At 65.2% G+C, this 25,151-nt stretch carries 26 protein-coding genes; 22 read left to right on the top strand and 4 right to left on the bottom strand.

Going from position 1 to position 25,151, the window contains the following annotated elements; genetic code table 11:
* The first annotated feature begins 23 nt into the window (after positions 1-23).
* The 15 genes from accB to AC1RGE_RS27930 all read left to right on the top strand — a co-directional run bounded on the left by accB (position 24) and on the right by AC1RGE_RS27930 (position 15,671).
* Entirely contained in the window at positions 24-485 is a 462-nt protein-coding gene (gene accB / locus AC1RGE_RS28000) for an acetyl-CoA carboxylase biotin carboxyl carrier protein (protein WP_015633997.1), read from the top strand.
* Between the two features lie 17 nt (positions 486-502).
* Positions 503-1,864 (top strand): acetyl-CoA carboxylase biotin carboxylase subunit, encoded by a 1,362-nt coding sequence (accC, locus tag AC1RGE_RS27995; protein ID WP_123726009.1) that lies wholly within the window; start codon positions 503-505, stop codon positions 1,862-1,864.
* A 226-nt stretch (positions 1,865-2,090) separates the two neighbouring features.
* A complete protein-coding gene (gene prmA / locus AC1RGE_RS27990) occupies positions 2,091-2,969 on the top strand; it encodes a 50S ribosomal protein L11 methyltransferase (RefSeq protein ID WP_011059039.1) in 879 nt (292 codons plus the stop codon).
* 30 nt (positions 2,970-2,999) lie between these two features.
* The gene (locus tag AC1RGE_RS27985) at positions 3,000-4,304 is read left to right on the top strand and encodes a DUF3426 domain-containing protein (protein WP_053148860.1); all 1,305 of its coding nucleotides are present in this window, start codon (positions 3,000-3,002) and stop codon (positions 4,302-4,304) included.
* 195 nt (positions 4,305-4,499) lie between these two features.
* Positions 4,500-5,513, top strand: coding sequence for a tRNA dihydrouridine synthase DusB (gene dusB, locus AC1RGE_RS27980; protein WP_492585398.1), 1,014 nt, complete (start codon positions 4,500-4,502; stop codon positions 5,511-5,513).
* A complete protein-coding gene (fis, locus tag AC1RGE_RS27975; RefSeq protein ID WP_003186237.1) occupies positions 5,510-5,830 on the top strand; it encodes a DNA-binding transcriptional regulator Fis in 321 nt (106 codons plus the stop codon). The genes dusB and fis overlap by 4 nt, the downstream gene beginning before the upstream one ends.
* Positions 5,831-5,912: 82 nt before the next feature.
* Positions 5,913-7,520 carry a bifunctional phosphoribosylaminoimidazolecarboxamide formyltransferase/IMP cyclohydrolase gene (gene purH, locus AC1RGE_RS27970; RefSeq protein WP_011059036.1) on the top strand — a complete coding sequence of 536 codons (1,608 nt, stop codon included), beginning with the start codon at positions 5,913-5,915 and terminating at the stop codon, positions 7,518-7,520.
* A 188-nt stretch (positions 7,521-7,708) separates the two neighbouring features.
* Positions 7,709-8,998, top strand: coding sequence for a phosphoribosylamine--glycine ligase (gene purD, locus AC1RGE_RS27965; RefSeq protein ID WP_011059035.1), 1,290 nt, complete (start codon positions 7,709-7,711; stop codon positions 8,996-8,998).
* 98 nt (positions 8,999-9,096) lie between these two features.
* Positions 9,097-11,883, top strand: a complete 2,787-nt coding sequence (locus AC1RGE_RS27960) for a hybrid sensor histidine kinase/response regulator (RefSeq protein ID WP_019096153.1) — start codon at positions 9,097-9,099, stop codon at positions 11,881-11,883.
* Between the two features lie 64 nt (positions 11,884-11,947).
* The gene (locus tag AC1RGE_RS27955; RefSeq protein ID WP_011059033.1) at positions 11,948-12,544 is read left to right on the top strand and encodes a MarC family protein; all 597 of its coding nucleotides are present in this window, start codon (positions 11,948-11,950) and stop codon (positions 12,542-12,544) included.
* Positions 12,545-12,582: 38 nt separating this feature from the next.
* The gene (locus AC1RGE_RS27950; RefSeq protein WP_492585396.1) at positions 12,583-13,491 is read left to right on the top strand and encodes a hypothetical protein; all 909 of its coding nucleotides are present in this window, start codon (positions 12,583-12,585) and stop codon (positions 13,489-13,491) included.
* A gap of 3 nt (positions 13,492-13,494) precedes the next feature.
* Positions 13,495-14,172 carry a hypothetical protein gene (locus tag AC1RGE_RS27945; protein WP_015633991.1) on the top strand — a complete coding sequence of 226 codons (678 nt, stop codon included), beginning with the start codon at positions 13,495-13,497 and terminating at the stop codon, positions 14,170-14,172.
* 33 nt (positions 14,173-14,205) lie between these two features.
* Positions 14,206-14,658, top strand: a complete 453-nt coding sequence (locus tag AC1RGE_RS27940; RefSeq protein WP_015633990.1) for a hypothetical protein — start codon at positions 14,206-14,208, stop codon at positions 14,656-14,658.
* A gap of 27 nt (positions 14,659-14,685) precedes the next feature.
* Positions 14,686-15,231: a CPCC family cysteine-rich protein gene (locus AC1RGE_RS27935; RefSeq protein ID WP_492585394.1), complete on the top strand. Its 546-nt coding sequence runs from the start codon at positions 14,686-14,688 to the stop codon at positions 15,229-15,231.
* Positions 15,228-15,671 carry an SMI1/KNR4 family protein gene (locus tag AC1RGE_RS27930; RefSeq protein WP_015633988.1) on the top strand — a complete coding sequence of 148 codons (444 nt, stop codon included), beginning with the start codon at positions 15,228-15,230 and terminating at the stop codon, positions 15,669-15,671. Before AC1RGE_RS27935 ends, AC1RGE_RS27930 begins: the two co-directional genes overlap by 4 nt.
* On the opposite strand, the gene cobJ is transcribed toward AC1RGE_RS27930, so the two are convergent.
* From cobJ to cobG, 4 genes are read right to left on the bottom strand one after another with little or no spacing between them, the layout of a single operon-like run.
* Complete coding sequence (cobJ, locus tag AC1RGE_RS27925) at positions 15,668-17,389, bottom strand: precorrin-3B C(17)-methyltransferase (RefSeq protein WP_492585392.1); 1,722 nt, start codon at positions 17,387-17,389, stop codon at positions 15,668-15,670. The two genes, AC1RGE_RS27930 and cobJ, sit on opposite strands and share 4 nt — an antisense overlap.
* A complete protein-coding gene (locus tag AC1RGE_RS27920; RefSeq protein ID WP_210458865.1) occupies positions 17,389-18,120 on the bottom strand; it encodes a precorrin-2 C(20)-methyltransferase in 732 nt (243 codons plus the stop codon). The genes cobJ and AC1RGE_RS27920 overlap by 1 nt, the downstream gene beginning before the upstream one ends.
* Entirely contained in the window at positions 18,120-18,746 is a 627-nt protein-coding gene (locus tag AC1RGE_RS27915; RefSeq protein WP_011059025.1) for a precorrin-8X methylmutase, read from the bottom strand. Before AC1RGE_RS27915 ends, AC1RGE_RS27920 begins: the two co-directional genes overlap by 1 nt.
* Positions 18,739-20,052: a precorrin-3B synthase gene (cobG, locus tag AC1RGE_RS27910; RefSeq protein ID WP_207239972.1), complete on the bottom strand. Its 1,314-nt coding sequence runs from the start codon at positions 20,050-20,052 to the stop codon at positions 18,739-18,741. Before cobG ends, AC1RGE_RS27915 begins: the two co-directional genes overlap by 8 nt.
* 138 nt (positions 20,053-20,190) lie before the next feature.
* Here cobG and AC1RGE_RS27905 point away from each other — a divergent pair, with 138 nt between their 5' ends.
* The 7 genes from AC1RGE_RS27905 (at position 20,191) to AC1RGE_RS27875 (ending at position 25,144) form a co-directional block, all read left to right on the top strand.
* Positions 20,191-21,405, top strand: a complete 1,215-nt coding sequence (locus AC1RGE_RS27905; RefSeq protein ID WP_011059024.1) for a bifunctional cobalt-precorrin-7 (C(5))-methyltransferase/cobalt-precorrin-6B (C(15))-methyltransferase — start codon at positions 20,191-20,193, stop codon at positions 21,403-21,405.
* A gap of 93 nt (positions 21,406-21,498) precedes the next feature.
* Positions 21,499-22,596 carry a cobalt-precorrin-5B (C(1))-methyltransferase gene (locus tag AC1RGE_RS27900; protein ID WP_103290420.1) on the top strand — a complete coding sequence of 366 codons (1,098 nt, stop codon included), beginning with the start codon at positions 21,499-21,501 and terminating at the stop codon, positions 22,594-22,596.
* Positions 22,593-23,321, top strand: a complete 729-nt coding sequence (locus tag AC1RGE_RS27895) for a cobalt-precorrin-6A reductase (RefSeq protein ID WP_011059022.1) — start codon at positions 22,593-22,595, stop codon at positions 23,319-23,321. The genes AC1RGE_RS27900 and AC1RGE_RS27895 overlap by 4 nt, the downstream gene beginning before the upstream one ends.
* A gap of 183 nt (positions 23,322-23,504) precedes the next feature.
* Positions 23,505-23,807: a type II toxin-antitoxin system RelE/ParE family toxin gene (locus AC1RGE_RS27890; RefSeq protein ID WP_011059021.1), complete on the top strand. Its 303-nt coding sequence runs from the start codon at positions 23,505-23,507 to the stop codon at positions 23,805-23,807.
* A gap of 3 nt (positions 23,808-23,810) precedes the next feature.
* Positions 23,811-24,101, top strand: coding sequence for an addiction module antidote protein (locus AC1RGE_RS27885; protein ID WP_011059020.1), 291 nt, complete (start codon positions 23,811-23,813; stop codon positions 24,099-24,101).
* A gap of 100 nt (positions 24,102-24,201) precedes the next feature.
* Positions 24,202-24,600 carry a DUF2946 domain-containing protein gene (locus tag AC1RGE_RS27880; protein ID WP_410919329.1) on the top strand — a complete coding sequence of 133 codons (399 nt, stop codon included), beginning with the start codon at positions 24,202-24,204 and terminating at the stop codon, positions 24,598-24,600.
* A gap of 49 nt (positions 24,601-24,649) precedes the next feature.
* Complete coding sequence (locus tag AC1RGE_RS27875) at positions 24,650-25,144, top strand: copper chaperone PCu(A)C (RefSeq protein WP_011059018.1); 495 nt, start codon at positions 24,650-24,652, stop codon at positions 25,142-25,144.
* The last annotated feature ends 7 nt before the right edge of the window (positions 25,145-25,151 follow it).

Here is a 25,151-nt window from a genome sequence, read left to right as displayed (position 1 = left end):
CGACCCTTGGGAGTTGATGATTCATGGATATCCGTAAAGTTAAGAAACTGATCGAACTGCTGGAAGAGTCCGGCATCGACGAGCTGGAGATCAAGGAAGGCGAAGAGTCCGTACGCATCAGCCGCCACAGCAAGACTCCAGCCCAGCAGTACTACGCTCCGGCTCCGGTTGCCGCTCCAGTGGCTGCGCCTGCCGCTGCCGCTCCTGCTGCTGCCGCCGCTCCTGCAGCACCGGCCGCACCCGCGCTGAACGGCACCGTGGCCCGTTCGCCGATGGTCGGTACTTTCTACCGCAAGTCTTCGCCTACCTCGCCAGCCTTCGTTGAAGTCGGCCAGAGCGTGAAGAAGGGCGACACCCTGTGCATCGTCGAAGCGATGAAGATGATGAACCACATCGAAGCTGAAACCAGCGGTGTGATCGAGTCCATTCTTGTCGAAGACGGCCAGCCGGTTGAGTACGACCAACCGCTGTTCACCATCGTTTGAACCGCGGAGAGTCTTTGATGTTGAAGCCTGCGAAGTTGGAAAAAGTCCTGATCGCCAACCGCGGCGAAATCGCCCTGCGGATCCTGCGTGCCTGCAAGGAAATGGGGATCAAGACCGTCGCCGTCTACTCCAAGGCCGACAAGGAGCTGATGCACCTGGGCCTGGCGGACGAATCCGTCTGCATCGGGCCTGCGCAAGCCGCGCAGTCCTACCTGCACATCCCGGCCATCATCGCGGCCGCTGAAGTCACTGGCGCTACGGCAATCCACCCTGGCTACGGCTTCCTCGCGGAAAACGCCGACTTCGCCGAACAGGTGGAAAACTCCGGCTTCGCCTTCATCGGCCCGAAAGCTGACACCATCCGCCTGATGGGCGACAAGGTTTCCGCCAAGCACGCCATGATCGCTGCCGGCGTACCGACGGTTCCAGGTTCCGACGGCCCGCTGCCGGAAGACGAGGAAACCGCCCTGCGCATCGGCCGTGAAGTCGGCTACCCGGTGATCATCAAGGCCGCCGGTGGCGGTGGTGGTCGCGGCATGCGCGTAGTGCACAAGGAAGAAGACCTGATCGCCTCGGCGAAGCTGACCCGCTCCGAAGCCGGCGCGGCGTTCGGCAACCCGATGGTCTACCTGGAAAAGTTCCTGACCAACCCACGTCACGTGGAAGTTCAGGTGCTGTCCGACGGCCAGGGCAACGCCATCCATCTGGGTGACCGCGACTGCTCGCTGCAGCGTCGTCACCAGAAGGTCCTCGAAGAAGCGCCGGCACCGGGCATCGACGAGACCGCCCGCCAGGAAGTCTTCGCCCGCTGCGTCAAGGCGTGCATCGACATCGGCTACCGCGGTGCCGGTACGTTCGAGTTCCTCTACGAGAACGGCCGCTTCTACTTCATCGAGATGAACACTCGCGTGCAGGTAGAGCACCCGGTATCGGAAATGGTGACCGGTATCGACATCGTCAAGGAAATGCTCAGCATTGCCGCCGGCAACAAGCTGTCGTTCACCCAGGACGACGTCGTGATCCGCGGCCACGCGCTGGAATGCCGGATCAACGCCGAAGACCCGAAAACCTTCATGCCAAGCCCAGGCACGGTCAAGCATTTCCATGCCCCGGGCGGCAACGGCGTGCGCGTCGACTCGCACCTGTACAGCGGTTACGCGGTTCCACCGAACTACGATTCGTTGATCGGCAAGCTGATCACCTACGGGGCCACCCGTGACGAAGCCATGGCGCGCATGCGCAATGCGCTGGACGAAATCGTCGTCGACGGGATCAAGACCAACATCCCGCTGCACCGCGACCTGACCCGTGACGAAGGCTTCTGCAAAGGGGGCGTGAACATTCACTACCTCGAGCACAAGCTGGCCGAGCAACACTGATCGGCACCCGCCACACCGACAAGGCCGCTTTCGAGCGGCCTTGTCGTATCCGCCGCCCTGCAGGAGCGAGCCCGCTCGCGAACCGCGCAGCGGCCATTCCCTGATCAACCGTCCTTGCGACCAAGCACAGGGCATCCCCCTCGCTCCCAAGGGGCGTCTCGCGTAAACTTGCGCGCTTCTCGCGGCCCACTAGGCTGCACATCACATATTTTCAAAGGTGCCCGCCATGCCTTGGCTGCAAGTCCGTCTCGCCATCAGCCCAGAACAAGCCGAAACCTACGAAGACGCTTTTCTTGAAGTCGGTGCCGTCTCGGTCACCTTCATGGACGCCGAGGATCAGCCGATCTTCGAACCTGAACTGAACACCACCCCGCTCTGGTCCCACACCCATCTGCTGGCCCTGTTCGAGGGCGGCACCGAAGCCGCCAGCGTACTCGCCCACATGGAGCTGCTGACCGGCGGCCCGCTGCCCGAGCATCACAGCGAAGTCATCGAAGACCAGGATTGGGAGCGCAGCTGGATGGACAACTTCCAGCCCATGCGTTTCGGCCAGCGCCTGTGGATCGTTCCCAGCTGGCACGCCGCACCGGAGCCCGAGGCCGTGAACCTGCTACTGGACCCGGGCCTGGCCTTCGGCACCGGCACCCACCCGACCACCGCCCTGTGCCTGGAATGGCTGGACGGCCAGGACCTGAAGGACTGCAACGTGCTGGACTTCGGCTGCGGCTCGGGGATCCTGGCCATTGCCGCCCTGTTGCTGGGCGCCAAACAGGCGGTGGGCACCGACATCGACGTGCAAGCCCTGGAAGCCTCCCGTGACAACGCCGGGCGCAACGGCATTGCCGACGAGCTGTTCCCGCTCTACCTGCCCGAGCAGCTGCCCCAGGTGCAAGCCGATGTACTGGTGGCCAACATCCTGGCCGGGCCACTGGTGGCCCTGGCGCCGCAGCTTTCGGGGCTGGTCAAGTCCGGCGGGCGCCTGGCGCTTTCCGGCATCCTTGCCGAACAGGGCGAGGAAGTCGCCGCGGCTTATGCCCAGGACTTCGATCTGGACCCGATCGCCACCCTTGATGGCTGGGTGCGCATCACCGGCCGTCGGCGCTAGAATGGCCGCCTGCATAATCCGGATGGCCGCATGACCGACAGTTTCGTCACCCAGTGCCCGCATTGCCAAACCCGCTTCCGTGTCAGCCACGCCCAGTTGAGCGTGGCCCGTGGAGTGGTTCGCTGTGGCTCCTGCCTGCAGGTGTTCAACGCCGCACGGCAATTGCTCGAGCAGCGCGCGGCCAAGGAAGCTGCCACCTCGAAAGCCGCTGCCAAACCCGTAGCGCCACCGGCTGCTCCCGCAGCGACCGTGGCGCCGGCACCGGCGGCACCCGAGCCGGATCTGCCCCCCCCCGCGGCCCCTGCCGCTCCTCAGCGCGCCATCAGCCAGAAGCAATGGTCGGCCGCCGAGATGGACCTGGATCACCTGGACCTCGATGAGGAACTGGCCAAGCTCGAACAGCGCGAAATCCAGCCAGCCAAGGCCTTTGGCCAGGAACGCGAGCACAAGGAAGGTAGCCTCAGCGCCCGGCGCGACACCCAGGACGCCGACGAGGCACACTGGCCGGACGGACTGTTCGGCAGCGCCGCCGAACGGGACGACAGCGAGCCTTCGCCCCCCAAGGTGCAACCGGACGACGCCGAACCCAGCGCCGAACCACCCAAGCCCAGCCGCACCGAACCGTCGCTGTCGTTCAACCTCGCGGACCTGGACGACGAACCCCAGGCGCCCAGGTTGCGCCTGGACGATGACCTGGAACCTCACTCGCCTGCCAACCCGGACGACCAGGACGACGAGCCCGCCGTCTCCGGCAAGAAGCGCCGCGAGCGCAACGAGCCCGGGGTCAAGGAAGAGGTGCTGCTGGACCTGGTGGACGACCCGCTCCACCTCGACTGGCAGAAGCGCCGCTCGCCCTGGGGCAAGCGCCTGCTCTGGCTGCTGCTGATCCTGCTGGCCGCCGGCGGCCTGGTGGGACAATACGTCGCCTATCACTTTGATGAGCTGGCCCGCCAGGACCAGTACCGCCCCTGGTTCCAGCAACTGTGCCCGGAATTCGGCTGCACGGTACCTTCCCGGGTCGACATCGCCCGGATCAAGAGCAGCAACCTGGTGGTACGCAGCCATCCGGAATTCAGCGGCGCCCTGGTGGTGGACGCCATCATCTATAACCGCGCGCCCTTCTCCCAACCCTTCCCGCTGCTTGAGCTGCGCTTCGCCGACCTCAACGGCCACCTGATCGCCAGCCGCAGCTTCAAGCCCGGGGAATACCTGGGCGGTGACTTGCAGGATGCGGCGGAAATGCCGCCGCAGACCCCGATTCACATCGCCCTGGATATTCTTGACCCCGGCCCGAAAGCGGTGAACTACAGTCTGAGTTTCCACTCGCCTGAGTGAATCGGCTGCACAAGTTCACGGACGACTCTGGATTAACGACAGTTTTATGACTGTTTCGCCTGGATTGCTCCCAGGACGTTACAGAAGAACTGTTCAGATTTTATCCAATTCAGCCTTTATCCGGTCATCGAGAGCGGGTATCATGCCAACCCTTTTTCGAACTCTCATGATCCGGCCCCACAACAGGGAAGTCCTATGTCGGCGGTACGCATCGGCCCATATACAGTGCACAACGGTTTGATTCTCGCCCCGATGGCGGGGGTTACAGACCAGCCCTTTCGTCAGCTTTGCAAGCAATTGGGCGCGGGCCTTGTAGTCTCGGAAATGGTCACCAGCGACATGAGCTTGTGGAACAGCCGCAAATCGCGGTTGCGCATGATCCACGAAGGCGATCCCGAGCCCCGCTCGGTGCAGATTGCCGGGGGTGATGCACAGATGCTGGCAGACGCCGCCCGCGCCAACGTCGAGTTGGGCGCACAGATTATTGATATCAACATGGGTTGCCCGGCCAAGAAGGTCTGCAACAAGGCCGCCGGCTCCGCGTTGCTGAAGGACGAAGCCCTGGTCAACGAGATTCTCCAGGCAGTAGTGGCCGCTGTGGATGTACCGGTCACCCTGAAGATCCGCACCGGCTGGGACCGGGAGAACAAGAACGGCCTGACGGTGGCGAAGATCGCCGAGCAGGCCGGCATCACGGCACTGGCGGTCCATGGTCGGACCCGGGCCGACCTGTACACCGGTGAAGCCGAGTACGACACCATTGCCGCGATCAAGCAGGCGGTGTCGATCCCGGTCTTTGCCAATGGCGATATCGACTCGCCGAAAAAGGCCCGGCGGGTGTTGCACGCCACCGGCGCCGACGGGCTGTTGATCGGCCGGGCCGCCCAGGGGCGGCCATGGATTTTTCGTGAGATCGAACACTTCCTCAGTACCGGTGAAACCCTCCCGGCACCGGAGCTGTTCGAGGTGGAACGTATTCTGCTAGAGCACCTGGCCGCGCTGCATGCCTTCTATGGAGAGGTCATGGGCGTACGCATTGCGCGCAAGCATGTGGGCTGGTATCTCGCAACCCTGCCGGGCGCCAGGGAGTTTCGCGCCCACTTCAATCGTTTGGAAGATACGGAAGCACAATGCGCCAACGTTCGTGAGTTCTTTGCCGGACGTTACAAGAGCCTGGAAACAGGGGACGGAGAGGGGGTGGCCGCATGACGATGATGACCGAGACTTTAGTGAGTGGAACAACACCCGTGAGCGACAACGTGAATTTGAAACAGCACCTCAATACACCCAGCGAAGAAGGCCAGACCCTTCGCGGGAGTGTCGAGAAGGCGCTGCACAATTATTTCGCCCACCTTGAGGGCGCTGCCGTCACGGACGTGTACAACCTGGTGCTCTCCGAAGTCGAGGCTCCGTTGCTCGAAAGCGTGATGAACTACGTCAAGGGCAACCAGACCAAGGCCAGCGAACTCCTGGGTCTGAACCGCGGTACCCTGCGCAAGAAACTCAAGCAGTACGATTTGCTGTAAGCATTCAATCAAACCAGAAAGGCGCCCGCGTAAAAAACGGTCGCCTTTTTTGCTGACTCCTTTGCTTTTGATGGAAATTGAGATGACCGACCAGACTACCCGCCTGCCGATCCGCCGCGCCTTGATCAGTGTTTCCGACAAGACCGGGATCCTCGAATTCGCCAAGGAGCTGGAAGCCCTTGGTGTGGAGATCCTCTCCACCGGCGGGACCTTCAAACTGCTGCAGGACAACGGCGTGTCCGCAGTGGAAGTCGCGGATTACACCGGTTTCGCGGAAATGATGGATGGCCGGGTGAAGACCCTGCACCCGAAAATCCACGGCGGTATCCTCGGCCGTCGCGGCATTGACGACGCCATCATGAACGAGCACGGGATCAAGCCGATCGACCTGGTCGCGGTCAACCTCTACCCGTTCGAAGCCACCATCAACAAGCCAGGCTGCGACCTGCCGACCGCCATCGAGAACATCGACATCGGCGGCCCGACCATGGTCCGCTCGGCGGCCAAGAACCATAAGGACGTGGCCATCGTGGTCAATGCCAGCGACTACGCCGGCGTCCTGGAAAGCCTCAAGGCCGGTGGCCTGACTTACGCCCAGCGCTTCGACCTGATGCTCAAGGCCTTCGAACACACCGCTGCGTACGACGGCATGATCGCCAACTACATGGGCACCGTGAACCAGGCCGCCGAAACCCTCTCGACATCCGGCCGCAGCGAATTCCCGCGCACCTTCAACAGCCAGTTCATCAAGGCCCAGGAAATGCGCTACGGCGAGAACCCGCACCAGAGCGCGGCGTTCTACGTTGAGGCCAAGCCTGCCGAGGTCGGCATCGCCACCGCGACCCAACTGCAAGGCAAAGAGCTGTCCTACAACAACGTGGCCGACACCGACGCCGCGCTGGAATGCGTGAAGAGCTTCGTCAAGCCGGCCTGCGTCATCGTCAAGCACGCCAACCCGTGCGGCGTGGCGGTCAGCCCGGACGCTGAAGGCGGTATCCGCCAGGCGTACGAACTGGCCTACGCCACCGACACCGAATCGGCCTTCGGCGGCATCATCGCCTTCAACCGCGAGCTGGATGCAGCCACCGCCAAGGCCATCGTCGAGCGTCAGTTCGTCGAAGTGATCATTGCCCCGAGCGTCAGCGAAGAAGCCCGCGCCATTGTCGCTGCCAAGGCCAACGTGCGCCTGCTGGCCTGCGGCCAGTGGTCGGCTGAGCGCGCTGCGGCCTGGGATTACAAGCGCGTCAACGGCGGCCTGCTGGTGCAGAGCCGCGACATCGGCATGATCAGTGCCGATGACCTGAAAGTCGTGACCAAGCGCGCCCCGACCGAGCAAGAGATCAACGACCTGATCTTCGCCTGGAAAGTCGCCAAGTACGTCAAGTCCAACGCCATCGTCTACGCCAAGAACCGCCAGACCATCGGTGTCGGCGCCGGCCAGATGAGCCGCGTGAACTCCGCGCGAATCGCCGCCATCAAGGCCGAGCACGCCGGCTTGCAAGTCGCCGGTTCGGTCATGGCCTCCGATGCGTTCTTCCCGTTCCGCGACGGCCTGGACAACGCCGCCAAGGTCGGCATCACCGCAGTGATCCAGCCCGGCGGCTCGATGCGTGACAACGAAGTGATTGCCGCGGCCGACGAAGCGGGCATTGCCATGGTGTTCACCGGCATGCGCCACTTCCGTCACTGATACGACAACGGTCGCACTGACACCGGCATCTGCTGCGTTGGAGCCCACCTCGATGATGCTCATTGCCAACAGGCACTGCGCTCATCGAGGTGGGCTCCGCCTTGCATCTACCACTGTCATTGCAACCTCCTGAGGCGTCCAGCTCTTCAGGTTCCAAAACAGAATTAGCGTCATCCGAGGTTTTTGAAATGAATGTACTGATCATTGGTAGCGGCGGTCGTGAACACGCTCTGGCCTGGAAAGTCGCTCAGGACCCACGGGTTCAGAAAGTGTTCGTCGCCCCAGGCAACGCCGGCACCGCCATCGAGGCCAAGTGCGAGAACGTCGCCATCGACGTACTGGCCCTGGAGCAGCTTGCAGACTTTGCTCAGAAGAATGTGTCCCTGACCATCGTCGGCCCGGAAGTGCCGCTGGTGGCTGGCGTGGTCGACCTGTTCCGCTCCCGTGGCCTGGACTGTTTCGGCCCGACGGCCGGTGCTGCGCAGCTGGAAGGTTCGAAAGCCTTCACCAAGGATTTCCTCGCCCGCCACAAGATCCCTACTGCCGACTATCAGAACTTCACCGAGATCGAGCCGGCCCTGGCTTACCTGCGTGAAAAAGGCGCCCCGATCGTGATCAAGGCCGACGGCCTGGCCGCCGGCAAAGGCGTGATCGTGGCCATGACCCTGGCCGAAGCCGAGGAAGCGGTGCGCGACATGCTCGCCGGCAATGCCTTCGGCGACGCCGGTTCCCGCGTGGTGATCGAGGAGTTCCTCGACGGCGAGGAAGCCAGCTTCATCGTCATGGTCGACGGCAAGAACGTGCTGCCCATGGCCACCAGCCAGGACCACAAGCGCGTCGGCGACGGCGACACTGGCCCCAATACCGGTGGCATGGGCGCCTACTCCCCGGCACCGGTGGTCACTTCAGAAGTGCACCAGCGGGTGATGGATCTGGTGATCTGGCCCACCGTGCGCGGCATGGCCGAGGAAGGCAACGTCTACACCGGCTTCCTCTATGCCGGGCTGATGATCGACAAGGCCGGCAACCCGAAAGTCATCGAGTTCAACTGCCGCTTCGGCGACCCGGAAACCCAACCGGTGATGCTGCGCCTGCAATCGAGCCTGGTGCTGCTGGTGGAAGCCGCCCTGGCCCAGGCCCTGGACAAGGTCGAAGCGCAGTGGGACCCACGCCCGAGCCTGGGTATCGTTCTGGCGGCAGGCGGCTATCCTGGTGACTATGCCAAGGGCGCGGCCATCACTGGCCTGGACGCCGCGGCAGCACTGGAAGGCAAGGTGTTCCACGCCGGTACCGCACTCAAGGATGGCCAGGTCGTGACCTCCGGCGGCCGGGTACTGTGCGCTACCGCCATGGGTGACAGTGTCGACGCGGCTCAGCAACAGGCCTACCGCCTGGCGGCCGAGATCGACTGGCAGGGCTGCTTCTACCGCAAGGACATCGGCTACCGCGCCATTGCCCGCGAGCGCGGCCAGGAGTAAGGCTGTCGTTGACCCCGGCAAGGGCACACGCCCTTGCCGTGCGGTCATTACGCCGCGCATAGTTATAATCAGGCATCAACCAACGAAGGGATTTCGCCGTGCGCTGGCTCAGGATTGCCCTAGGCTTCACCGTCACCTTGCTGACCCTGCTCTGCTTGAACCCGGCCCTGGCCGCTCAAGGCAGTGGCTGGGCGGTTTTGCTCGACGAACAGGCCGACCTGCAGCTCAGTGACATCCGCTCCCCGCGCTACACCAACCAGTTCAGCCCGATCGAGCTGGACAAGCTCACCGCCGCCGAGCCCGATGGCGCCCTGTGGCTACGCTTCAAGCTGCAACCGGGAACCCATGAGCAGATCCTGCGGATCTTCGCCCCCGACCTGTCCCACCTGAACCTCTACGTGCTCGAAGGCGACAAGCTGATCGAGCAAGTGAACACCGGCTCCGGCCCGTCGCAGGCGCAAAAGCCCCTGCCCAGCAGCGACTTCATGCTGCCGCTGCCGCAAAGCGCCAAGCCACTGGACGTCTATGTACGCCTGGTGTCCGAACACGAACTGCGCCCCTTCATCACCCTGCAATCGGCGGTGATGGGCGCGGCCGACCAGAGCCAGACGCTGATCTACGGCCTGCTGTTCGGCTGCCTGGCGATGCTGATCCTGCACAACCTCACCCGCTTCGCCTACACCCGTTCGCGCAGCAGCCTGTGGCTGGCAGCCTGCGAAGGGCTGCTGACCCTCAGCCTGCTGATGCTGCTGAACCTGTTCGGGCCCTGGCTCCCGGCCTGGGAAGCCCTGCAGACGCCGGGGGCCTATATCGCCCTGCTGCTGACCGCGCCCTGCGGGATGATGTTCGCCTACCGCTTTTTCGCCCCCCTGGGCGCGCATCCGCTGAACCGCCTGCTGCTGGGCAACATCCTGCTGATCAGCCTGTTCGGCCTGTTGCTGCTGTTCGTCGATACCCTGCCGCTGAACATCATCACCTACGGCCTGGTGGCCCTGGCCGGCCTGAGCATGCTGTTCGTCGGTGGCTATCACTGGCACAAGGGTTATCGCCCGGCGCGCCTGTTCGTCGCCGCCATGGTGATCTTCAACCTCGGCACCCTGGTGATCCTGCCGGCCCTGCTGGGGCTGACCCTGGTGGCCCCGCAAGGCCTGATCGTCACCCTCTTGAGCGTGGTGTGCATCGCCGGGCTGCTGATGAGCATTGCCCTGGGCGAGCGCCAGCGCAACATCACCGAGAACCGCTTCAGCGTCAGCCGCGACCTGGCCGCCAGCACCGCCGAGGTCAATGCCAAGGCCGAGTTCCTGGCCAAGATAAGCCACGAGATCCGCACCCCGATGAACGGCGTGCTGGGCATGACCGAGCTGCTGCTGGGCACCCCGCTGTCGGTCAAGCAGCGCGATTACGTGCAGACCATCCACAGTGCCGGCAACGAGCTGCTGACCCTGATCAACGAGATCCTCGACATCTCCAAGCTGGAGTCCGGGCAGATCGAACTGGACGATGTGCAGTTCGACCTCAACGCCCTGATCGAAGACTGCCTGAGCATCTTCCGGGCCAAGGCCGAACAGCAGAACGTCGAGCTGATCAGTTTCATCCAGCCCCAGGTGCCACGGGTCATCAGCGGTGACCCGACACGCCTGCGCCAGGCCCTGCTGAGCCTGTTGGAAAATGCCCTGAAGAAGACCGATGAAGGCGAAGTGCTGATCGTCGTCGCCCTCGACGAGCGCAGCAGCAAACCGCGCCTGCGCATCGCCGTGCAGGACAGCGGCCAGCCGATGGAGGCCGAAGAGCGCGAAGCCCTGCTGCACACCGAGCTGCACAGCAAGAACTTCCTCGCCACCACCCGCCTGGGGGGCAACCTGGGGCTGGTGATCGCCCGTCAACTGATCCTGCTGATGCATGGCGAGTTCGGCATCAAGAGCGGCACCAACCAGGGCAGCACCCTGTGGCTGACCCTGCCCCTGGATGCCGAGCGCCTGGAACACCCGACCGCCGACCTCGACGGCCCCCTGCAGGGCGCGCGGGTACTGGTGGTGGACGACAACGACACCTGCCGCAAGGTGCTGGTACAGCAGTGCAGTGCCTGGGGCCTGAACGTCAGCGCCGTACCATCGGGCAAGGAAGCCCTGGCCCTGCTACGCACCAAGGCGCACCTGCGGGACTACTTCGACGTGGTATTGCTGGACCAGAACATGCCCGGCATGACCGGCATGCAACTGGCGGCGAAGATCAAGGAAGACCCGAGCCTGAACCACGACATCCTGCTGATCATGCTCACCGGCATCAGCAATGCGCCGAGCAAGGTGATTGCACGCAATGCCGGGATCAAGCGCATCCTCGCCAAGCCAGTGGCCGGCTACACCCTCAAGACCACCCTGGCGGACGAACTCAATCAGCGCGACAAGGCCCCCGCCGCCCCCTACAACCAGCCGGCGCACGCTGCCCAGGCCCCGGCGCCAGTCACCGTGCCCAGCGACTTCCGCATCCTGGTGGCCGAGGACAACAGTATTTCCACCAAGGTCATCCGCGGCATGCTCGGCAAGCTCAACCTGCAGCCCGATACCGCCAGCAACGGCGAGGAAGCCTTGCAGGCAATGAAAGCCAACCGCTACGACCTGGTACTGATGGACTGCGAAATGCCGGTGCTCGACGGCTTCTCCGCCACCCAGCAACTGCGCGCCTGGGAAGTCGGCAACCAGCGGGTACGCACCCCGGTAGTGGCGCTCACCGCGCACATCCTCGCCGAGCACAAGGAGCGCGCGCGCCAGGCCGGCATGGACGGGCACATGGCCAAGCCCGTGGAGCTCTCGCAACTGCGGGAACTGGTGGAACACTGGGTGACCCAGCGCGACCTGCGCGAGCGCAGCACCGCGCACACCAGTTGAGCCGACAGGCTCTGCGGCGCCTGTTAAACTCTCGCTCGCCCTCCTTTAGTCGTGAGCTCCCACCATGCTCCACGTGCTGTTCAGCGTTTACCTGAAGATGCTGGTGCTCTACAGCCCCTTCTTCGTGCTCTCGTGCTTCATCAGCCTGACCCGCGGCTATTCGCTCAAGGAGCGCCGGCGCCTGGCCTGGAAAGTGGCCCTGGCGACCCTGGTCTCCAGCATCCTGCTGTACCTGTTCGGCCGGGTGATCTTCGGCGTGTTCGGCATCACCGTGGACGCCTTCCGCATCGGCGCCGGCAGTGTGCTGTTCATCTCTGCCCTGGGCATGGCCCAGGGCAAATCGGCGGTGCAGACCGACAACGTGCAGCAGGATGTGACTATAGTCCCGCTGACCATTCCCCTGACCGTGGGCCCGGGCACCATCGGCGCCCTGCTGGTGATGGGCGTCAGCCAGCCGCACTGGGACGACAAGCTCACCGCCATCCTCAGCATCGCCCTGGCCAGCCTCACCGTGGGGGTGGTGCTGTACCTGTCCAACCGCATCGAACGCATCCTCGGCGACCAGGGCTTGCAGATCGTCAGCCGGTTGATGGGGCTGTTCGTCTGCGCCCTGGCGGCGCAGATCATCTTCACCGGGGTCAGGGGCTACCTGGTCCCTTAGAGCCCCGGCCACCCTCCCATCAAGCGACAGGCAACGGAATGCAGACTCTTCAACGACCCACTGGCACGGGCCCCGTCGCCGCGCGCGCCCTGTGCCTTGCGCAGATCGGGCGCGGCCTGGCCTGCCTGCTGGCCGGGCTCCTGCTCATGCCCCTCCCGGCACTGGCTGGCGAATCGCCCCAGGCCAAGCTCGAGGCCTGGCTGAACAAGACCAGTGAATCCATTGAGCGCTTTGGCGACTTCAAGGTGTACCACCGTCGGGACGGCAGCAGCCCCCGGGAAATCACCTACAAGGGCCAGCTCTATCGGCCGCTGAACGCCTGGCAGATCACCGATGTAAAACCCACCGGGGCGACCCGGGGCGGGCAACCGGTACTGCTGGCCACCACCATCGAATGGATGGGCGTCGGCACGGTGCTGATCGCCGTGCAGAACGACACGCCCCTGGCCCGCATCCTCAGCCCGGTCAAGAGCAAGAGCGAACCCGACTGGGGCCAGCCGCAACCCGGACGCAGCGACCTGCTGCTGTTTCCCGAGGGCGCGCGGGCCCTGGTGCCCTCCACCGGGCAAGTGCTGTGGTTCGACGAGCGGCTGCCCGGCTGGGGGTTCTCCCACTACGCCATGCTGGTGTCGGTGTCGCCGGACAACAGCAGTGCTGCGTTCCTCGGCAAGGAAGGGCTGCTGCTCAGTTCGGCGGAGCAGGGCGTGTATGCCCAGTTGCCGATCAGCAAAGAGCTGAACCTGAGCCAGCTCTGGCCCCTGTTCAACCAAGCCGGCGACCGCGCGCGAAAGGCCCTGGACGAAGGCCGGCGCATTGACCAGAGCCGCCTGCATCACGCCTTGCAGGTGGACTGGATCGGCCGCCAGTTCAGCTGGCAGCAGGTGCAGGGAAGCTGGCAGCTCAAGGGGCTGGGCCTGAACTCCAGCCCGCTGAAGAAGGAGCATTGAGTGATGACCGTTCTACGTCCATGGCCCGCCCGACAGCTGCTGCAACTGACTACGGCCATGGTGCTGGCCGGTTGCGCCAGCCATGGCAGCGAGCAACCCAGCGATATACGCACCGAGCACGCCAAGGCCTCAGACGCGGTGCTGGAGCTTGAAGTCAGCTTCGCCAAAGCGCCGGACTACAAGCCTGAAACCCGCGGCCCCTATGCATCCAGCCAGTACGTGAAGATCGAGGGCGCACCGGCCCTGGAGATACCCTTCTACCAAAAAGGTATCGGCTTCGAACTGGGCGTGGTGGGTGACCCGCGGGCGCTGCTGGCCCTGCCCTACCCTTCGCCCAAGGCCGACTCATCGAGCAAGAACCTGCGGGTCATCGGCCAACGCCTGGACAGCACCCGCTACCGTTTTGTAGTGCTGCCGCTGTCGGGCTGGAACAGCCTCGACAGCTTCGAGGTGGCCTTCGCCCACAACGACCGGCGCGAGGCCATGACCTTCACCTACAGCACGCAAGTGGCCTGCAACAGCAGCTTTGCGGTGACCACGCCGACCTACGGTTTCGCTATGTCGGTGGAGGCGCGCTTTCCCAAGGGCGTCCAGGGTTGCCTCAAGGCCTGTGATGCACGCCCCGAGTACGCCGGGCAATGCGCCTACAACTCCGGTTTTCGCCAGGTCTCGAACCTGTAGACCCCCCCTTCCAGCAGGAGCAGGAACCACCCAATGCCCTACAGCGCCGATGCCGCTTTCATTCAGGAACAATGGCTGGGCGGGTGTTTCCCCCGGGAAAACACCCTGGTCCTCGGCAGCGGATTCTACTGCCTGTTCGACCTGCCCTATGAACATCCCCGGCTGATCAACAACGTCTGGATGCCGGCCCTGGACTATCCCCAACAGGATGAGCCTGACTTCGTCACCACCCTGGGCTTGTGCACCGACGGTCCACAGTCGTTCTATGCCCGGGGTGGGGAGACGGCAGGCTACGGCGGCGATGGCTTCCTGGCCTTGCAGGAAAAAGGCTCGGATGCACTGATCTGGCTGGTTGCCCTGCGCGACACCAACCCCTTCAACCGGGTAGAGATCCAGGACCAGTACCTCCATGGCGAATCGACCTCCGGGGTCAGGGTACGAATACCCATTCAGCGCCCTGACCAATTGACCCTGACCTGGCCCTGAACCGCCCCCTCGAAAAGCCGAGCCTCCATGGAAAAACTCACCGCCAACGCAGCCATCGACCTTCTGAGCACACACAGGCTGCCCGGCCTCGACGTCGCCGCGCGCTTCTCCCACCTCCTGAACTGGTGGGGAATAGACAGCGACGACCTTGAATTCGCGGCACTTGCACCCAGCCTGCAACAACAGATCCTGACCCAACCGGAGCCCCCGCAAGAGGTGCAAGACCCACGCTACGACGCGCTGCTGCTGATCGCCCTGCGCGCCGAATATCGCGGCGTGACCCACCTGTACCTGAGGCGCTGCCTGCGTGAAGCCGGGCTGGGTGACTACGCCGTCAGCGCGAACATCGAGTGCCTGGAGGCCTGCCCCTGCTGCGGCTACCTGACCCTGGGCGCACGAGGCGAATACGAGATCTGCGACCTGTGCCACTGGGAAGACGACGGCAGCGAAGCGCTGGATGTGCCGAGCGGGCCGAACCATAAAACCCTGGGCCAGGCCCGGAAACAATTCACCCGCGACATGAACCATCTGCCGCTGGACAAATGGCCACGCGCCACCGAGTACCCGGCATGATTCCAGCGCCACTGATTGCCCTGATCGAAGCCCAGCCCCGCTACCGCCCGCTTCCTGAAAGCGCCGAGGTCACCCTGGCGCTGGAAGCCCTGGGCATTGCCCCGGACAGCGAGTTCGCACAGATCTACCTGGCCTGCCACCCCGCCGATTTCAGCAGCCGCGTCAGCGACGAAGTGCTCCTCGACATTGCCGGGCCCGGCGAGGAAGTTCGCATGGGCACCGAGTTCATCCATGAGGTCTGGGAGCTGCCAGAGAACTTTGTGGCCTTCACCTCATTGCAAGGCGAAGGCGGCTACTTGCTGGACAAGGACAGCGGCGGCGTCTGGGATTTCGACCTGGGCGACTGGGAAGCTTTCGTCGCCGGCCGCATCCCCGCCAGATGGGCCGGCTTCTTCGAATTCATCACCTGGCTGCTGACCGCCGAACCCAGCGACTCCTAGAGGGGTTTATTGCCGTACCAGCGCGGGGTGTACACCCAGTCGCCGCCCCCGGCCCGGGGGAAGACGCAGGTGGTGGAGGAACCCACCAGCACCATGGTGCGCATGTCCACCTGCTCCGGGGTCAGCTCGCCCAGGGTGATGACCCGCAGGGTCTGGCCCGGGCGGCCAATGTCGCGCCCCAATACCACAGGGGTTTGCGGCGTACGGTGCTGGCGCACGATCTCCAGGGCCCGGCCCAGTTGCCAGGGCCGCGAGCGGGAAATCGGGTTGTAGAAGGCCAGGGCCAGATCGGCCTGGGAGGCGAGGTCCAGGCGCTTCTCGATGATGTCCCAGGGCTTGAGATTGTCCGACAGCGACAGCACGCAGAAGTCATGGCCCAGAGGCGCACCGGCCTGTGCCGCGGTAGCCAGGGAGGCGGAGACGCCCGGGAGGATCTCCAGATCGACGCTGTGCCAGGCCGGGTCGCTGGATTCGTGCAGGGCTTCGATCACCGCCGCGGCCATGGCGAACACTCCCGGGTCGCCGGACGACACCACCACCACCGAACGGCCCTGGGCCGCCAGCTCGAAGGCGTGACGGGCGCGCTGCATCTCTTCGCGGTTATCGGTGCAGTGCATCACCTGGTCGGCGCGAAACGGACCGGCCATGCGCACGTAGGTTTCATAACCGAGAATGTCGTTGGCCCGGGCCAGTTCGGCTTTCACTGCCGGCACCATCAGCTCGGCGGCGCCAGGGCCGAGGCCGATCACGGCAAGGCGCCCACGGGGGCGGCCAATCTGCTCCGGGTCCAGGGGCTGGCTGGCCACAGCAATGGCGATGTCCTCGCCCACCTTCAGCGGCGGCAGCAATTGCGGCACGGCCTGTTGCGCCAGTTCGGCGACACTGTCGGCGGCCGGCAGGAAACGCAACGGTACGCCCAGTTGCGCTGCTGCCTGGTGCAGGGCACGGTCGGCCATGTCGCGGTCAGCGGCCAGCAGGCACGCCACCGACTGCACCGCGATGCGCGCCTGATGCAAAGCCTGGCGGATGTGGGTGGCCAGGTCGCTATCAGCTTCGCCGGCCAGCCGCTGCCCACGGCAGGCAACCAGCACGCTGCGGGGGTAGATCAGCAGCTCATTGGCCACGGGCTCGCGCTCGGCGGAACCGACCCGGATGGTCAGCCGGGCCTGGTCGTCCTCGGGCAGCTTCGCTGCGGCCAGCCAGGGTGCAGCGCCTTCGATGCGCACGCTTTCACCCCCCAGCAGGTCGGAAACGAAACGCTTGCCCAGCTCCAGGTCGCCCAGGGCATAACCGCTGGGCGGGTTGAGCAGGCAGGTGCCGAAGCGCAGTTCACCACTGGTGGTAATGGCCGCGGCCACTCCAAGGCCCGCAGCAATTTCCCGGGCCATGCCATTGACGCCGCCCAGGCCGCCCAGCAGCGGCACCACGGCGCTGCCGTCTTCGGCCACCGCCAGCACCGGCGGCTCGGCGCCCTTTTCCAGCAGCAGCGGCGCCAGGGTGCGGATCACGATGCCGGCCGCACACAGGGCGATGATGGGCGTGTCCTGCTGATAGAGCTGGCGCAGGGTCGCGCCGAATTCGTGGTAGACCCGGTCGGCGCCTTCGACCCGTTCCGCCAGACCGTGGATCAACGAGTCGGGATACAGCCGCTGGATCTGCCGTGCGGTGTCGAGGCTGCCTTGGCCAAGGATGACGATGGCCGGAGTTGAACGGGCCATCAGCCTTGCCACCTTTCGCCGGGAACGATGATCAGCGAGAAGTACGGCGAGGACATCGGCTCCACGTCATCCAGCGGCACGATCTTCTGGTTGGCCATGGTGGCGCGCTCGACGTACAGCGCACGCTGCGCCAGCCCCAGTTCTTCCAGGACCTGGCGCACCTTGGGGAAGTTGCGCCCCAGCTTCATCACCACCGCCGCATCGGCGTCCGCCAGGCGACGCTTGAGTTCCTCATGGGGCAGCACCCCGGAAAGCACCGACAGGCTCTGGTTGCGATACACCAACGGCGCGCCCAGCACCGAAGCGCCGCCCAGCATCGAGCACACCCCCGGCACCACTTCGGCCTGGTAACGCTCGGCCAGCCGGTCGTGCAGGTACATGTAGGAGCCGTAGAAGAACGGGTCGCCTTCGCAGATCACCGCCACGTCGCGGCCGGCGTCCAGGTGCTGCGCCAGCTCCTCGCTGGCGCTGTCGTAGAAGTCGCTGATCACTTGTTCGTAGGACAGCGGCGCCGGCAGCACCTCGGTGGTGACCGGGTACACCAGGGGCAGCAGGGTCTGGGCCTGTTGCAGATGCCCTTCGATGATGCCGAAGGCATTGCCCTTCTTGCCCTTGGCCACGAAGTAGGCCACCACCGGTGATTCGCGCAGCAGGCGCAGGGCCTTCAGGGTAATCAGTTCCGGGTCACCGGGGCCCACGCCAAGGCCGATCAAACGTCCGGGCTGCTGCATCATTCGACCTCCGTGGCCAGGGCATTGACCGCAGCCGCCGCCATGGCGCTGCCGCCCAGGCGGCCCTGCATGATCACGAAGGGCACCCCGCGGCTGTCGGCGGCGAGCATCGCCTTGGATTCGGCGGCACCGACGAAGCCCACCGGGAAGCCGAGGATCAGCGCCGGTTTCGGCGCGCCCGCATCGAGCATTTCCAGCAGGTAGAACAAGGCCGTGGGCGCGTTGCCGATCACCACCACGCTGCCTTCCAGGTGCGGGCGCCACAGCTCCAGGGCCGCAGCGGAACGGGTGTTGCCCAGCTCCCGGGCCAGCGCTGGCACGCTGTCGTCGCGCAGGGTGCAGATCACCTGGTTGTTGGCCGGCAAGCGGGCCCGGGTAATACCCTCGGAAACCATGCGCGCATCGCAGAGAATCGGTGCACCGGCCGCCAGGGCATCGCGCCCGGCCTTGCCGGCGCCCTCGGAAAACTGCAGGCCATCGACGGCCTCGACCATGCCGCAGGCATGGATCACCCGCACGGCGAGTTTCTCCAGGTCGGCGGGAATGCGCTCCAGCCGGGCTTCTTCGCGAATGATCGCGAAGGAGTTGCGATAGATCTCCTGACCGTCGCGGATGTAATCAAGCATCAAGGTTGCTCCGTGGGCGGGCATCGAGCAATGCCTCTGCCGCTTCAATAGAAAGGTTGCGTGCGTGCAGCGTGCCGAAACCCGGCTGCGTTGCATCGCGCAAATACAAGTCATAGCGCCCTGGGGCCACCGCCAGCAGGGTGGCCGGCGCCACATGAGCGGCGGCGCAGGAACGCGGGCAGGCGGACAGGTGCACATCCAGTTGGCGGCCATGGCGCTGGAGCAGTCCTGCCAGTTGCAGGGCGTCGCTTTTGGTGTCGGCCAGGGCCTTGCCGCAACCACTGGAACCGGTGCAGGCAATCAAGTGAGCCAAGGCTTGTTGCGGGCTGCACAGCAGGCCCAGTTGCTCCAGGGCGGCAGTGGCCGCCGGCGCATCCGCCGCGGCGATCGAGGGCAGCAGCAGGCTCTGCCAGGGGGTCAGGCGCAGGCTGGCGTCGCCGTACTCTCGGGCCAATTGCGCCGCGCCCTTGAGCATGGCCGGATCGAGCCGCCCCAGGGGTGTGCCCGCGCCAACATAGACCTGCCCGGGCGCAGCCTGTGGATAAGTACCGATGTGCAGCCCGGCGTCACTGGCCTGGCGCCGCCAGCCACCGATATTCAACAGCGGCCGGCTCAGGCGGGGCTCCAGTTGAGCGAGGAAATCCTCCCGCGACATGTCCATCAGCAGGTGACGCATGCGCGTCTGTTCCGGCCGCGCCAGGTCGAGAAACAGCTCCAGCACGGCCACCAGCAGCTCGTGGCCCTGGTCCTGCGCCACCGCCGCCAGGGGTTCATCCACCGGGCAGCCAGCCAGGCCGAACGCCAGCAGCCCCTGGCCGTCGCGCTCAAGGGCCGACAGCCACAGGTCATGGTGATGTTCGAGCATGGCCAGGGCTTCGCCACCGTCGAGCTGTACGGCGAACTTGGCCGACAGTTGGTGAAAGCGCGGATGGCCCTGCAAGGTGTCGAGAATCTGTGCGGCCAGGGGCCGGGTATCCATCAAGCACTGCCGATCGATCCCGGCGCAGGGGCTGAGCATCAGGTTGCGCACATCGTCACCGGCGGCAGTAGTCGGCCCAAGCCCGGCAGCCAGCAGTGCGGCGATCAGTGCCTGATGCTCCGGGCCGATGCCGCGAATCTGCAGGTTGGCGCGGTTGGTGGCCTCGATCACGCCACCGGCGTAAGCCTGCGCCGCCTCGGCCACTGCCACGGCCTGCTCCGCGCTGATGACGCCGCCAGCCAGCTTGATCCGGCAGATGCCACCGTCCAGCGCCGGGACGATGCGCAGCAACCCCGGGCAGGCCGAGGGGCGGATGGCAGTGGACATCGAGCGTTCGTTCAAGGGGGTGACCGGCCGTGTGGGAAAAGCGCTTCGTCAGCGAAGGCGCGGTATTATGCCTGCTTTGTCCGAAGGCATGAAAAGCCTGCCTGTCGGAACAACAGGTTTTGCGTTCGAGGAATAGAGATGTCGCCCTGGCTGACAGTAGTGGGAATCGGTGAAGACGGCTTCAAGGGCCTTGGCAGAAATGCCCGGCATGCCCTGCTGGGCGCATCAAAGATCGTCGGCGCCCAACGCCAGCTGGACCTGCTGCCACCCTGCATCCGTGGCCAGCGCCAGCTGTGGCCCAGCCCGTTTTCCCTGGAGCCGGTGCTGAGCCAGCGTGGTGCTGCAGTCTGCGTCCTGGCCAGCGGTGACCCCATGCTGTTCGGCGTCGGCGCCAGCCTGGCGCGGCAGCTGCCCGCAGAGGAAATCCAGGTACTGTCCTTTCCTTCGTCCTATTCCCTGGCGGCTGCGCGCCTGGGCTGGCCTTTGCAGGAGGTGATCACGCTCTCTGTGGTCGCGCGGCCGATCAGCGCACTCAGCGCCCAACTGTCCGGCGGGGTACGCCTGCTGGTGCTGAGCAATGACGGCCACAGCCCGGCCGCCATCGCCGGCCTGCTGCGCGAGCGCGGTTTCGGCCCGAGCCGGATCAGCGTGCTGGAACACCTGGGCGGCCCCCTGGAGCGGCGCATCGACGGCACCGCCAATGACTGGGCCGACCCGGCAATCGCCGACCTCAACCTGCTGGCCATCGAATGCCTGGCCGAAGCCAGCACCCCGCGCCTGTCGCGGCTCGCCGGCCTGCCGGACTCGGCCTTTCGCCACGACGGCCAGTTGACCAAGCGCGACGTGCGGGCCATGACCCTGGCGCGCCTGGCACCGGTGCCCGGCGAGCTGCTCTGGGACGTGGGTGCCGGCAGCGGCTCCATCGGCATCGAGTGGATGCGTACCCACCCCAGCTGCCGCGCCCTGGCCATCGAGGCCGACGACGGCCGCCAGCAATTGATCGAACACAACCGCGAGGTACTCGGCGTGCCCGGGCTGCAACTGATACGCGGCCGCGCGCCCCAGGCACTGGCCGGGCTGGAACGCCCGGATGCGATCTTCATCGGTGGCGGCGTGACCCGCGAAGGCGTGCTGCAGGCCTGCTGGGAACAACTCAAGCCCGGCGGGCGCCTGGTGGCCAATGCCGTGACCCTGCAAAGCGAAATGACCCTGATGGACTGGCGAGAACGCCACGGCGGCGAGCTGACCCGCATCCACATCGCCCAGGCCCAGCCACTGGGAGAGTTCGACACCTGGCGCCAGGCCCTGCCGATCACCCTGCTGGACCTGCACAAGCCCCGGGACCTGCCATGAACCTTGCAGGTGCGGGCTTGCTCGCGAATACGTCCGCCCAAGAGACCGAAGTGCGCCCTTGGCGAGCAAGCTCGCCCCTGCGAGGGCTGGGGCATGCGTGAAGAAACAGCGGAACAGCCCGCGCCCCTGCGCAGCGGCCTGACCACCGGCAGTTGCGCCACCGCCACCAGCCTGGCCGCCGCGCGCCTGCTGCTCGAGGGCAGCAATGCCGACGCGGTGCAGATCATCCTGCCCAAGGGCAAGCAGGTGCAGATGCGCCTGGAATTCTGCCGCCACACCGCCGACGGCGCCGAAGCCGGCACTATCAAGGACGCCGGCGACGATCCGGACGTGACCCACGGCGCCCTGCTGTACTCCCGGGTGCGCCTGACCCCTGAACCGGGCATTCGCTTCATCGCCGGCCAGGGCGTCGGCACCGTGACCCGCCCCGGCCTGGTGCTGGCGGTGGGCGAGCCGGCGATCAATCCCGTACCGCGCCGGATGATCGGCGAGCACCTGCAACGGCTCGCCGAAGAACGGGCCTACCCCGGCGGTTTCGAGGTCACGGTGAACGTCGAGGGCGGAGCGGAACTGGCCCTGAAAACCATGAACCCGCGCCTGGGGATTCTTGGCGGGCTGTCGATCCTGGGCACCAGCGGCATCGTCCGGCCCTTCTCCTGCGCGGCCTACATCGCTTCGATCCATCAAGGCATCGACGTGGCCAAAACCAATGGCTACCTGCACATCGCCGCCTGCACCGGCAACGCCAGCGAAGACACCATGCGCCGGGTCTACGAGCTGCCGGAAATCGCCCTGATCGAAATGGGCGACTTCGTCGGCGCGGTGCTCAAGCACTTGCGCAAAGTACCGGTGGATAAACTCAGCCTGTGCGGCGGCTTCGGCAAGATCAGCAAGCTGGCCGCCGGGCACATGGACTTGCACAGCCGCCACTCCAGTATCGACCTGCCGCAACTGGCGCAATGGGCCGCCGATGCGGGGGCCGACCCGGCCCTGCAACAGGCGATCCGCCAAGCCAATACCAGCCAGCAGGCACTGGCCATGGCCAGCGCCGCCGGAATCGCGCTGGGCGATGCGGTATGCCGGCACGCCCTGGATTTCGCCCGCAGCGTGGTGCCGCCCCAGGTCCAAGTAGAGGTCTTTGCCATCGACCGCCAGGGCGGCATCGTCGGCCACGCCGGAGGTTTCCAATGACCCGTATCCTGCTGCTGGGCGGGGTCACCGAGGCCCTGGCCATCGCCCGCACCCTGGGCCCGGAACATATCTACAGCCTGGCCGGGGTCGGCCGGGTGCCCGGTGACCTGCGGTGCCAGGTACGGGTCGGCGGCTACGGCGGCGCCGAGGGCCTGGCGCGCTTTATCCGCGAGCAGCGGATCGGCCTGCTGCTGGATGCCACCCACCCCTACGCAGCACAGATCAGCGCCAATGCCGTGGCCGCCGCGAAGAGCGCTGGCGTGCCCTGCTGGGCCTTGCGGCGCCCGGCCTGGCAGCCGCAACCGGGTGACGACTGGCGCGAGATCGACGGCTGGGCGCAACTGGTGGAGGCCCTGCGCCCCTTCAAGCGGCCACTGTTCACCCTGGGCCGCGAGCCCTTGCAGCACCTGGATGAAATTCCCCCCGGGCAATTCTGGACCCTGCGCGCCCTGGAGGCCTGCCCGGGCAACGAGCACTGCGAAGTCATAGGTGCCCGCGGGCCGTTCCTGATCGAAGACGAGCGGCAGTTGTTCGCCCGCCGGCAGATCGACGTGCTGATCAGCAAGAACAGTGGCAGCAGCGCCACCGAACCCAAGCTGGAAGTGGCCCGCGAGCGCGGGCTGCCGGTGCTGGTACTCAAGCGTCCGGACCTGCCCGAAACGGATCGCAATTTCAGCAGCACGGCCCAGTTGCTGCTGGCCCTGGGCTTGCCGGATAAAGCCTGACAGACAAAACCATCGCGCCCCACAGCAACATGGGAAACCCCTGGCAGCGCGCGCCAATTCCTTGCTTTAGCCTTCCTTGAACAGCCTCAGTGACGCCGGCGCCGGGCAGGACCGCCTGTCGCTTCACTGGGTTTTTCGCGGGCAAATGGGTTGCCGCGACGTATCCCAAGGAATACATTCGCCATGTTCGTTTTCGAGCAGACTCCTGAGTTCAGCCGCTGGCTGCTGAACCTGAAGGACCCGCAAGGGAAAACCCGTGTACTGGCCAGGATCCGCGCCGCACAGCTGGGCCGTTTTGGCGACTGCGAACCTGTGGGCGAAGGCGTCCACGAGATACGCATCCACCGCGGCCCGGGTTACCGGGTGTACTTCTCGCGCCACGGCAAAATGATCTACCTGCTGTTGATCGGCGGCGACAAGGCCACCCAGAAACGCGATATCCAACGGGCCAGGCAACTGGCCTGCGACCTCAAGAGCGAGGGCTGAAACATGCGCACCCCAGTGACCCGCTTCGACGCGGCGGAGTACCTCAAGACCCCTGAAGACATGGTCGCCTACCTCGACGCCTGCTTCGAGGAAGACACCGGCGACGGCGTGCTGATCCGCGCCGCACTCAACGACATCGCCCGTGCCCGCGGCATGACCCAGGTCGCCCGTGACACCGGCCTGGGCCGCGAAAGCCTGTACAAGGCCCTCGGCAGCCAGGGCAACCCGGAGTTCGCGACTATCATCAAGGTGATGAAGGCCCTGGGGTTGAAGATCAACGTCAGCAACGCCTGAACCGCTCCTGCGACACCACACCGCACACGGTGTTTTTTTACTTATCCACAGCGATCAGGCTAAATACCCGCCTGATCGCTCAACCGACGGATCGCCCACCATGTCCCGACAACGGCTCGCATTTGCCTGGATCGCCTGCTTCGCAGTGCTGTTCAACATGCTTGCCATGCCGCTTTCCGGGGCCATACAGCGCAGCGATTCGGGGCTGGACGAGCAACTGCTGTGGGGCAGCTTCTGCTCCTCCACCGGCACCAAGCTGGTGGCCATTTCCCTGGGCAAGCTCGACCAGCAAGCGCCACAGAACGACGACCATTCCACCATGCAGCACTGCTGGTGCTGCTCCGGCTCGCCGCCGCTGGTGGCCTTGCCCGGGCACGTTCCCCAGCTGTCTTTCACCCGCTTCGCAGTCCAGCCGGGCGCACCGCAACCGCAGGTAGAACGGCTCACCCTGCGCCAGCAATGGCCCAGCCTGAACCCCGGCGCCCCGCCTCTGGCATGATTCCCTTTCGCAAGTGATCTGCGTCTTTGAATCGTTCTGGAGAACTCACATGTCCAAACCATCCCTGGTCAAGCAATCCCTGCTGCTGGCCGCACTGCTGCTGCCTGCCTGTTTCGCCACCGCCCACGACTACAAGGCCGGTGACCTGCAGATCGCCCATCCCTGGTCTCAGGAACTGCCGCCGAACGCGCCCACCGTGGCCGCGTACTTCGTGGTGCACAACCCGGGCAAGAACGCCGACACCCTGCTCAGCGTCGACTCGCCGATCGCCGGCAAGGCCGAGTTGCACGAGCACGTCAAGCAAGGCGACATGATGAAGATGCAACAAGTGGCCAAGGTAGCGGTGCCCGCAGGTGGCGAGGCGACCTTCGCCCCCATGGGCTACCACGTGATGTTGCTGGAGCTCAAGGACCGCAGCCTGCTCACCGACGGCAAGCGTTTTCCGCTGACCCTGCACTTTGAAAAAGCCGGTGACGTCACGGTCGAAGTGGCGGTGCAGAAGCAGGCGCCGGACGCCATGCAAGGGCATATGCACGCCCAGTAAGCACTGA

Source organism: Pseudomonas sp. GW823-FHT02C05, assembly GCF_058797595.1.
This window is presented reverse-complemented; position numbering and strand designations above follow the sequence as displayed.

What these genes read in the sequence shown, in the direction of transcription:
- accB (WP_015633997.1), top strand. Translation starts at nt 24, where the DNA reads ATGGATATCCGTAAAGTTAAGAAACTGATCGAACTGCTGGAAGAGTCC.
- accC (WP_123726009.1), top strand. Translation starts at nt 503, where the DNA reads ATGTTGAAGCCTGCGAAGTTGGAAAAAGTCCTGATCGCCAACCGCGGC.
- prmA (WP_011059039.1), top strand. Translation starts at nt 2,091, where the DNA reads ATGCCTTGGCTGCAAGTCCGTCTCGCCATCAGCCCAGAACAAGCCGAA.
- AC1RGE_RS27985 (WP_053148860.1), top strand. Translation starts at nt 3,000, where the DNA reads ATGACCGACAGTTTCGTCACCCAGTGCCCGCATTGCCAAACCCGCTTC.
- dusB (WP_492585398.1), top strand. Translation starts at nt 4,500, where the DNA reads ATGTCGGCGGTACGCATCGGCCCATATACAGTGCACAACGGTTTGATT.
- fis (WP_003186237.1), top strand. Translation starts at nt 5,510, where the DNA reads ATGACGATGATGACCGAGACTTTAGTGAGTGGAACAACACCCGTGAGC.
- purH (WP_011059036.1), top strand. Translation starts at nt 5,913, where the DNA reads ATGACCGACCAGACTACCCGCCTGCCGATCCGCCGCGCCTTGATCAGT.
- purD (WP_011059035.1), top strand. Translation starts at nt 7,709, where the DNA reads ATGAATGTACTGATCATTGGTAGCGGCGGTCGTGAACACGCTCTGGCC.
- AC1RGE_RS27955 (WP_011059033.1), top strand. Translation starts at nt 11,948, where the DNA reads ATGCTCCACGTGCTGTTCAGCGTTTACCTGAAGATGCTGGTGCTCTAC.
- AC1RGE_RS27950 (WP_492585396.1), top strand. Translation starts at nt 12,583, where the DNA reads ATGCAGACTCTTCAACGACCCACTGGCACGGGCCCCGTCGCCGCGCGC.
- AC1RGE_RS27945 (WP_015633991.1), top strand. Translation starts at nt 13,495, where the DNA reads ATGACCGTTCTACGTCCATGGCCCGCCCGACAGCTGCTGCAACTGACT.
- AC1RGE_RS27940 (WP_015633990.1), top strand. Translation starts at nt 14,206, where the DNA reads ATGCCCTACAGCGCCGATGCCGCTTTCATTCAGGAACAATGGCTGGGC.
- AC1RGE_RS27935 (WP_492585394.1), top strand. Translation starts at nt 14,686, where the DNA reads ATGGAAAAACTCACCGCCAACGCAGCCATCGACCTTCTGAGCACACAC.
- AC1RGE_RS27930 (WP_015633988.1), top strand. Translation starts at nt 15,228, where the DNA reads ATGATTCCAGCGCCACTGATTGCCCTGATCGAAGCCCAGCCCCGCTAC.
- cobJ (WP_492585392.1), bottom strand. Translation starts at nt 17,389, where the DNA reads ATGGCCCGTTCAACTCCGGCCATCGTCATCCTTGGCCAAGGCAGCCTC.
- AC1RGE_RS27920 (WP_210458865.1), bottom strand. Translation starts at nt 18,120, where the DNA reads ATGCAGCAGCCCGGACGTTTGATCGGCCTTGGCGTGGGCCCCGGTGAC.
- AC1RGE_RS27915 (WP_011059025.1), bottom strand. Translation starts at nt 18,746, where the DNA reads ATGCTTGATTACATCCGCGACGGTCAGGAGATCTATCGCAACTCCTTC.
- cobG (WP_207239972.1), bottom strand. Translation starts at nt 20,052, where the DNA reads ATGTCCACTGCCATCCGCCCCTCGGCCTGCCCGGGGTTGCTGCGCATC.
- AC1RGE_RS27905 (WP_011059024.1), top strand. Translation starts at nt 20,191, where the DNA reads ATGTCGCCCTGGCTGACAGTAGTGGGAATCGGTGAAGACGGCTTCAAG.
- AC1RGE_RS27900 (WP_103290420.1), top strand. Translation starts at nt 21,499, where the DNA reads ATGCGTGAAGAAACAGCGGAACAGCCCGCGCCCCTGCGCAGCGGCCTG.
- AC1RGE_RS27895 (WP_011059022.1), top strand. Translation starts at nt 22,593, where the DNA reads ATGACCCGTATCCTGCTGCTGGGCGGGGTCACCGAGGCCCTGGCCATC.
- AC1RGE_RS27890 (WP_011059021.1), top strand. Translation starts at nt 23,505, where the DNA reads ATGTTCGTTTTCGAGCAGACTCCTGAGTTCAGCCGCTGGCTGCTGAAC.
- AC1RGE_RS27885 (WP_011059020.1), top strand. Translation starts at nt 23,811, where the DNA reads ATGCGCACCCCAGTGACCCGCTTCGACGCGGCGGAGTACCTCAAGACC.
- AC1RGE_RS27880 (WP_410919329.1), top strand. Translation starts at nt 24,202, where the DNA reads ATGTCCCGACAACGGCTCGCATTTGCCTGGATCGCCTGCTTCGCAGTG.
- AC1RGE_RS27875 (WP_011059018.1), top strand. Translation starts at nt 24,650, where the DNA reads ATGTCCAAACCATCCCTGGTCAAGCAATCCCTGCTGCTGGCCGCACTG.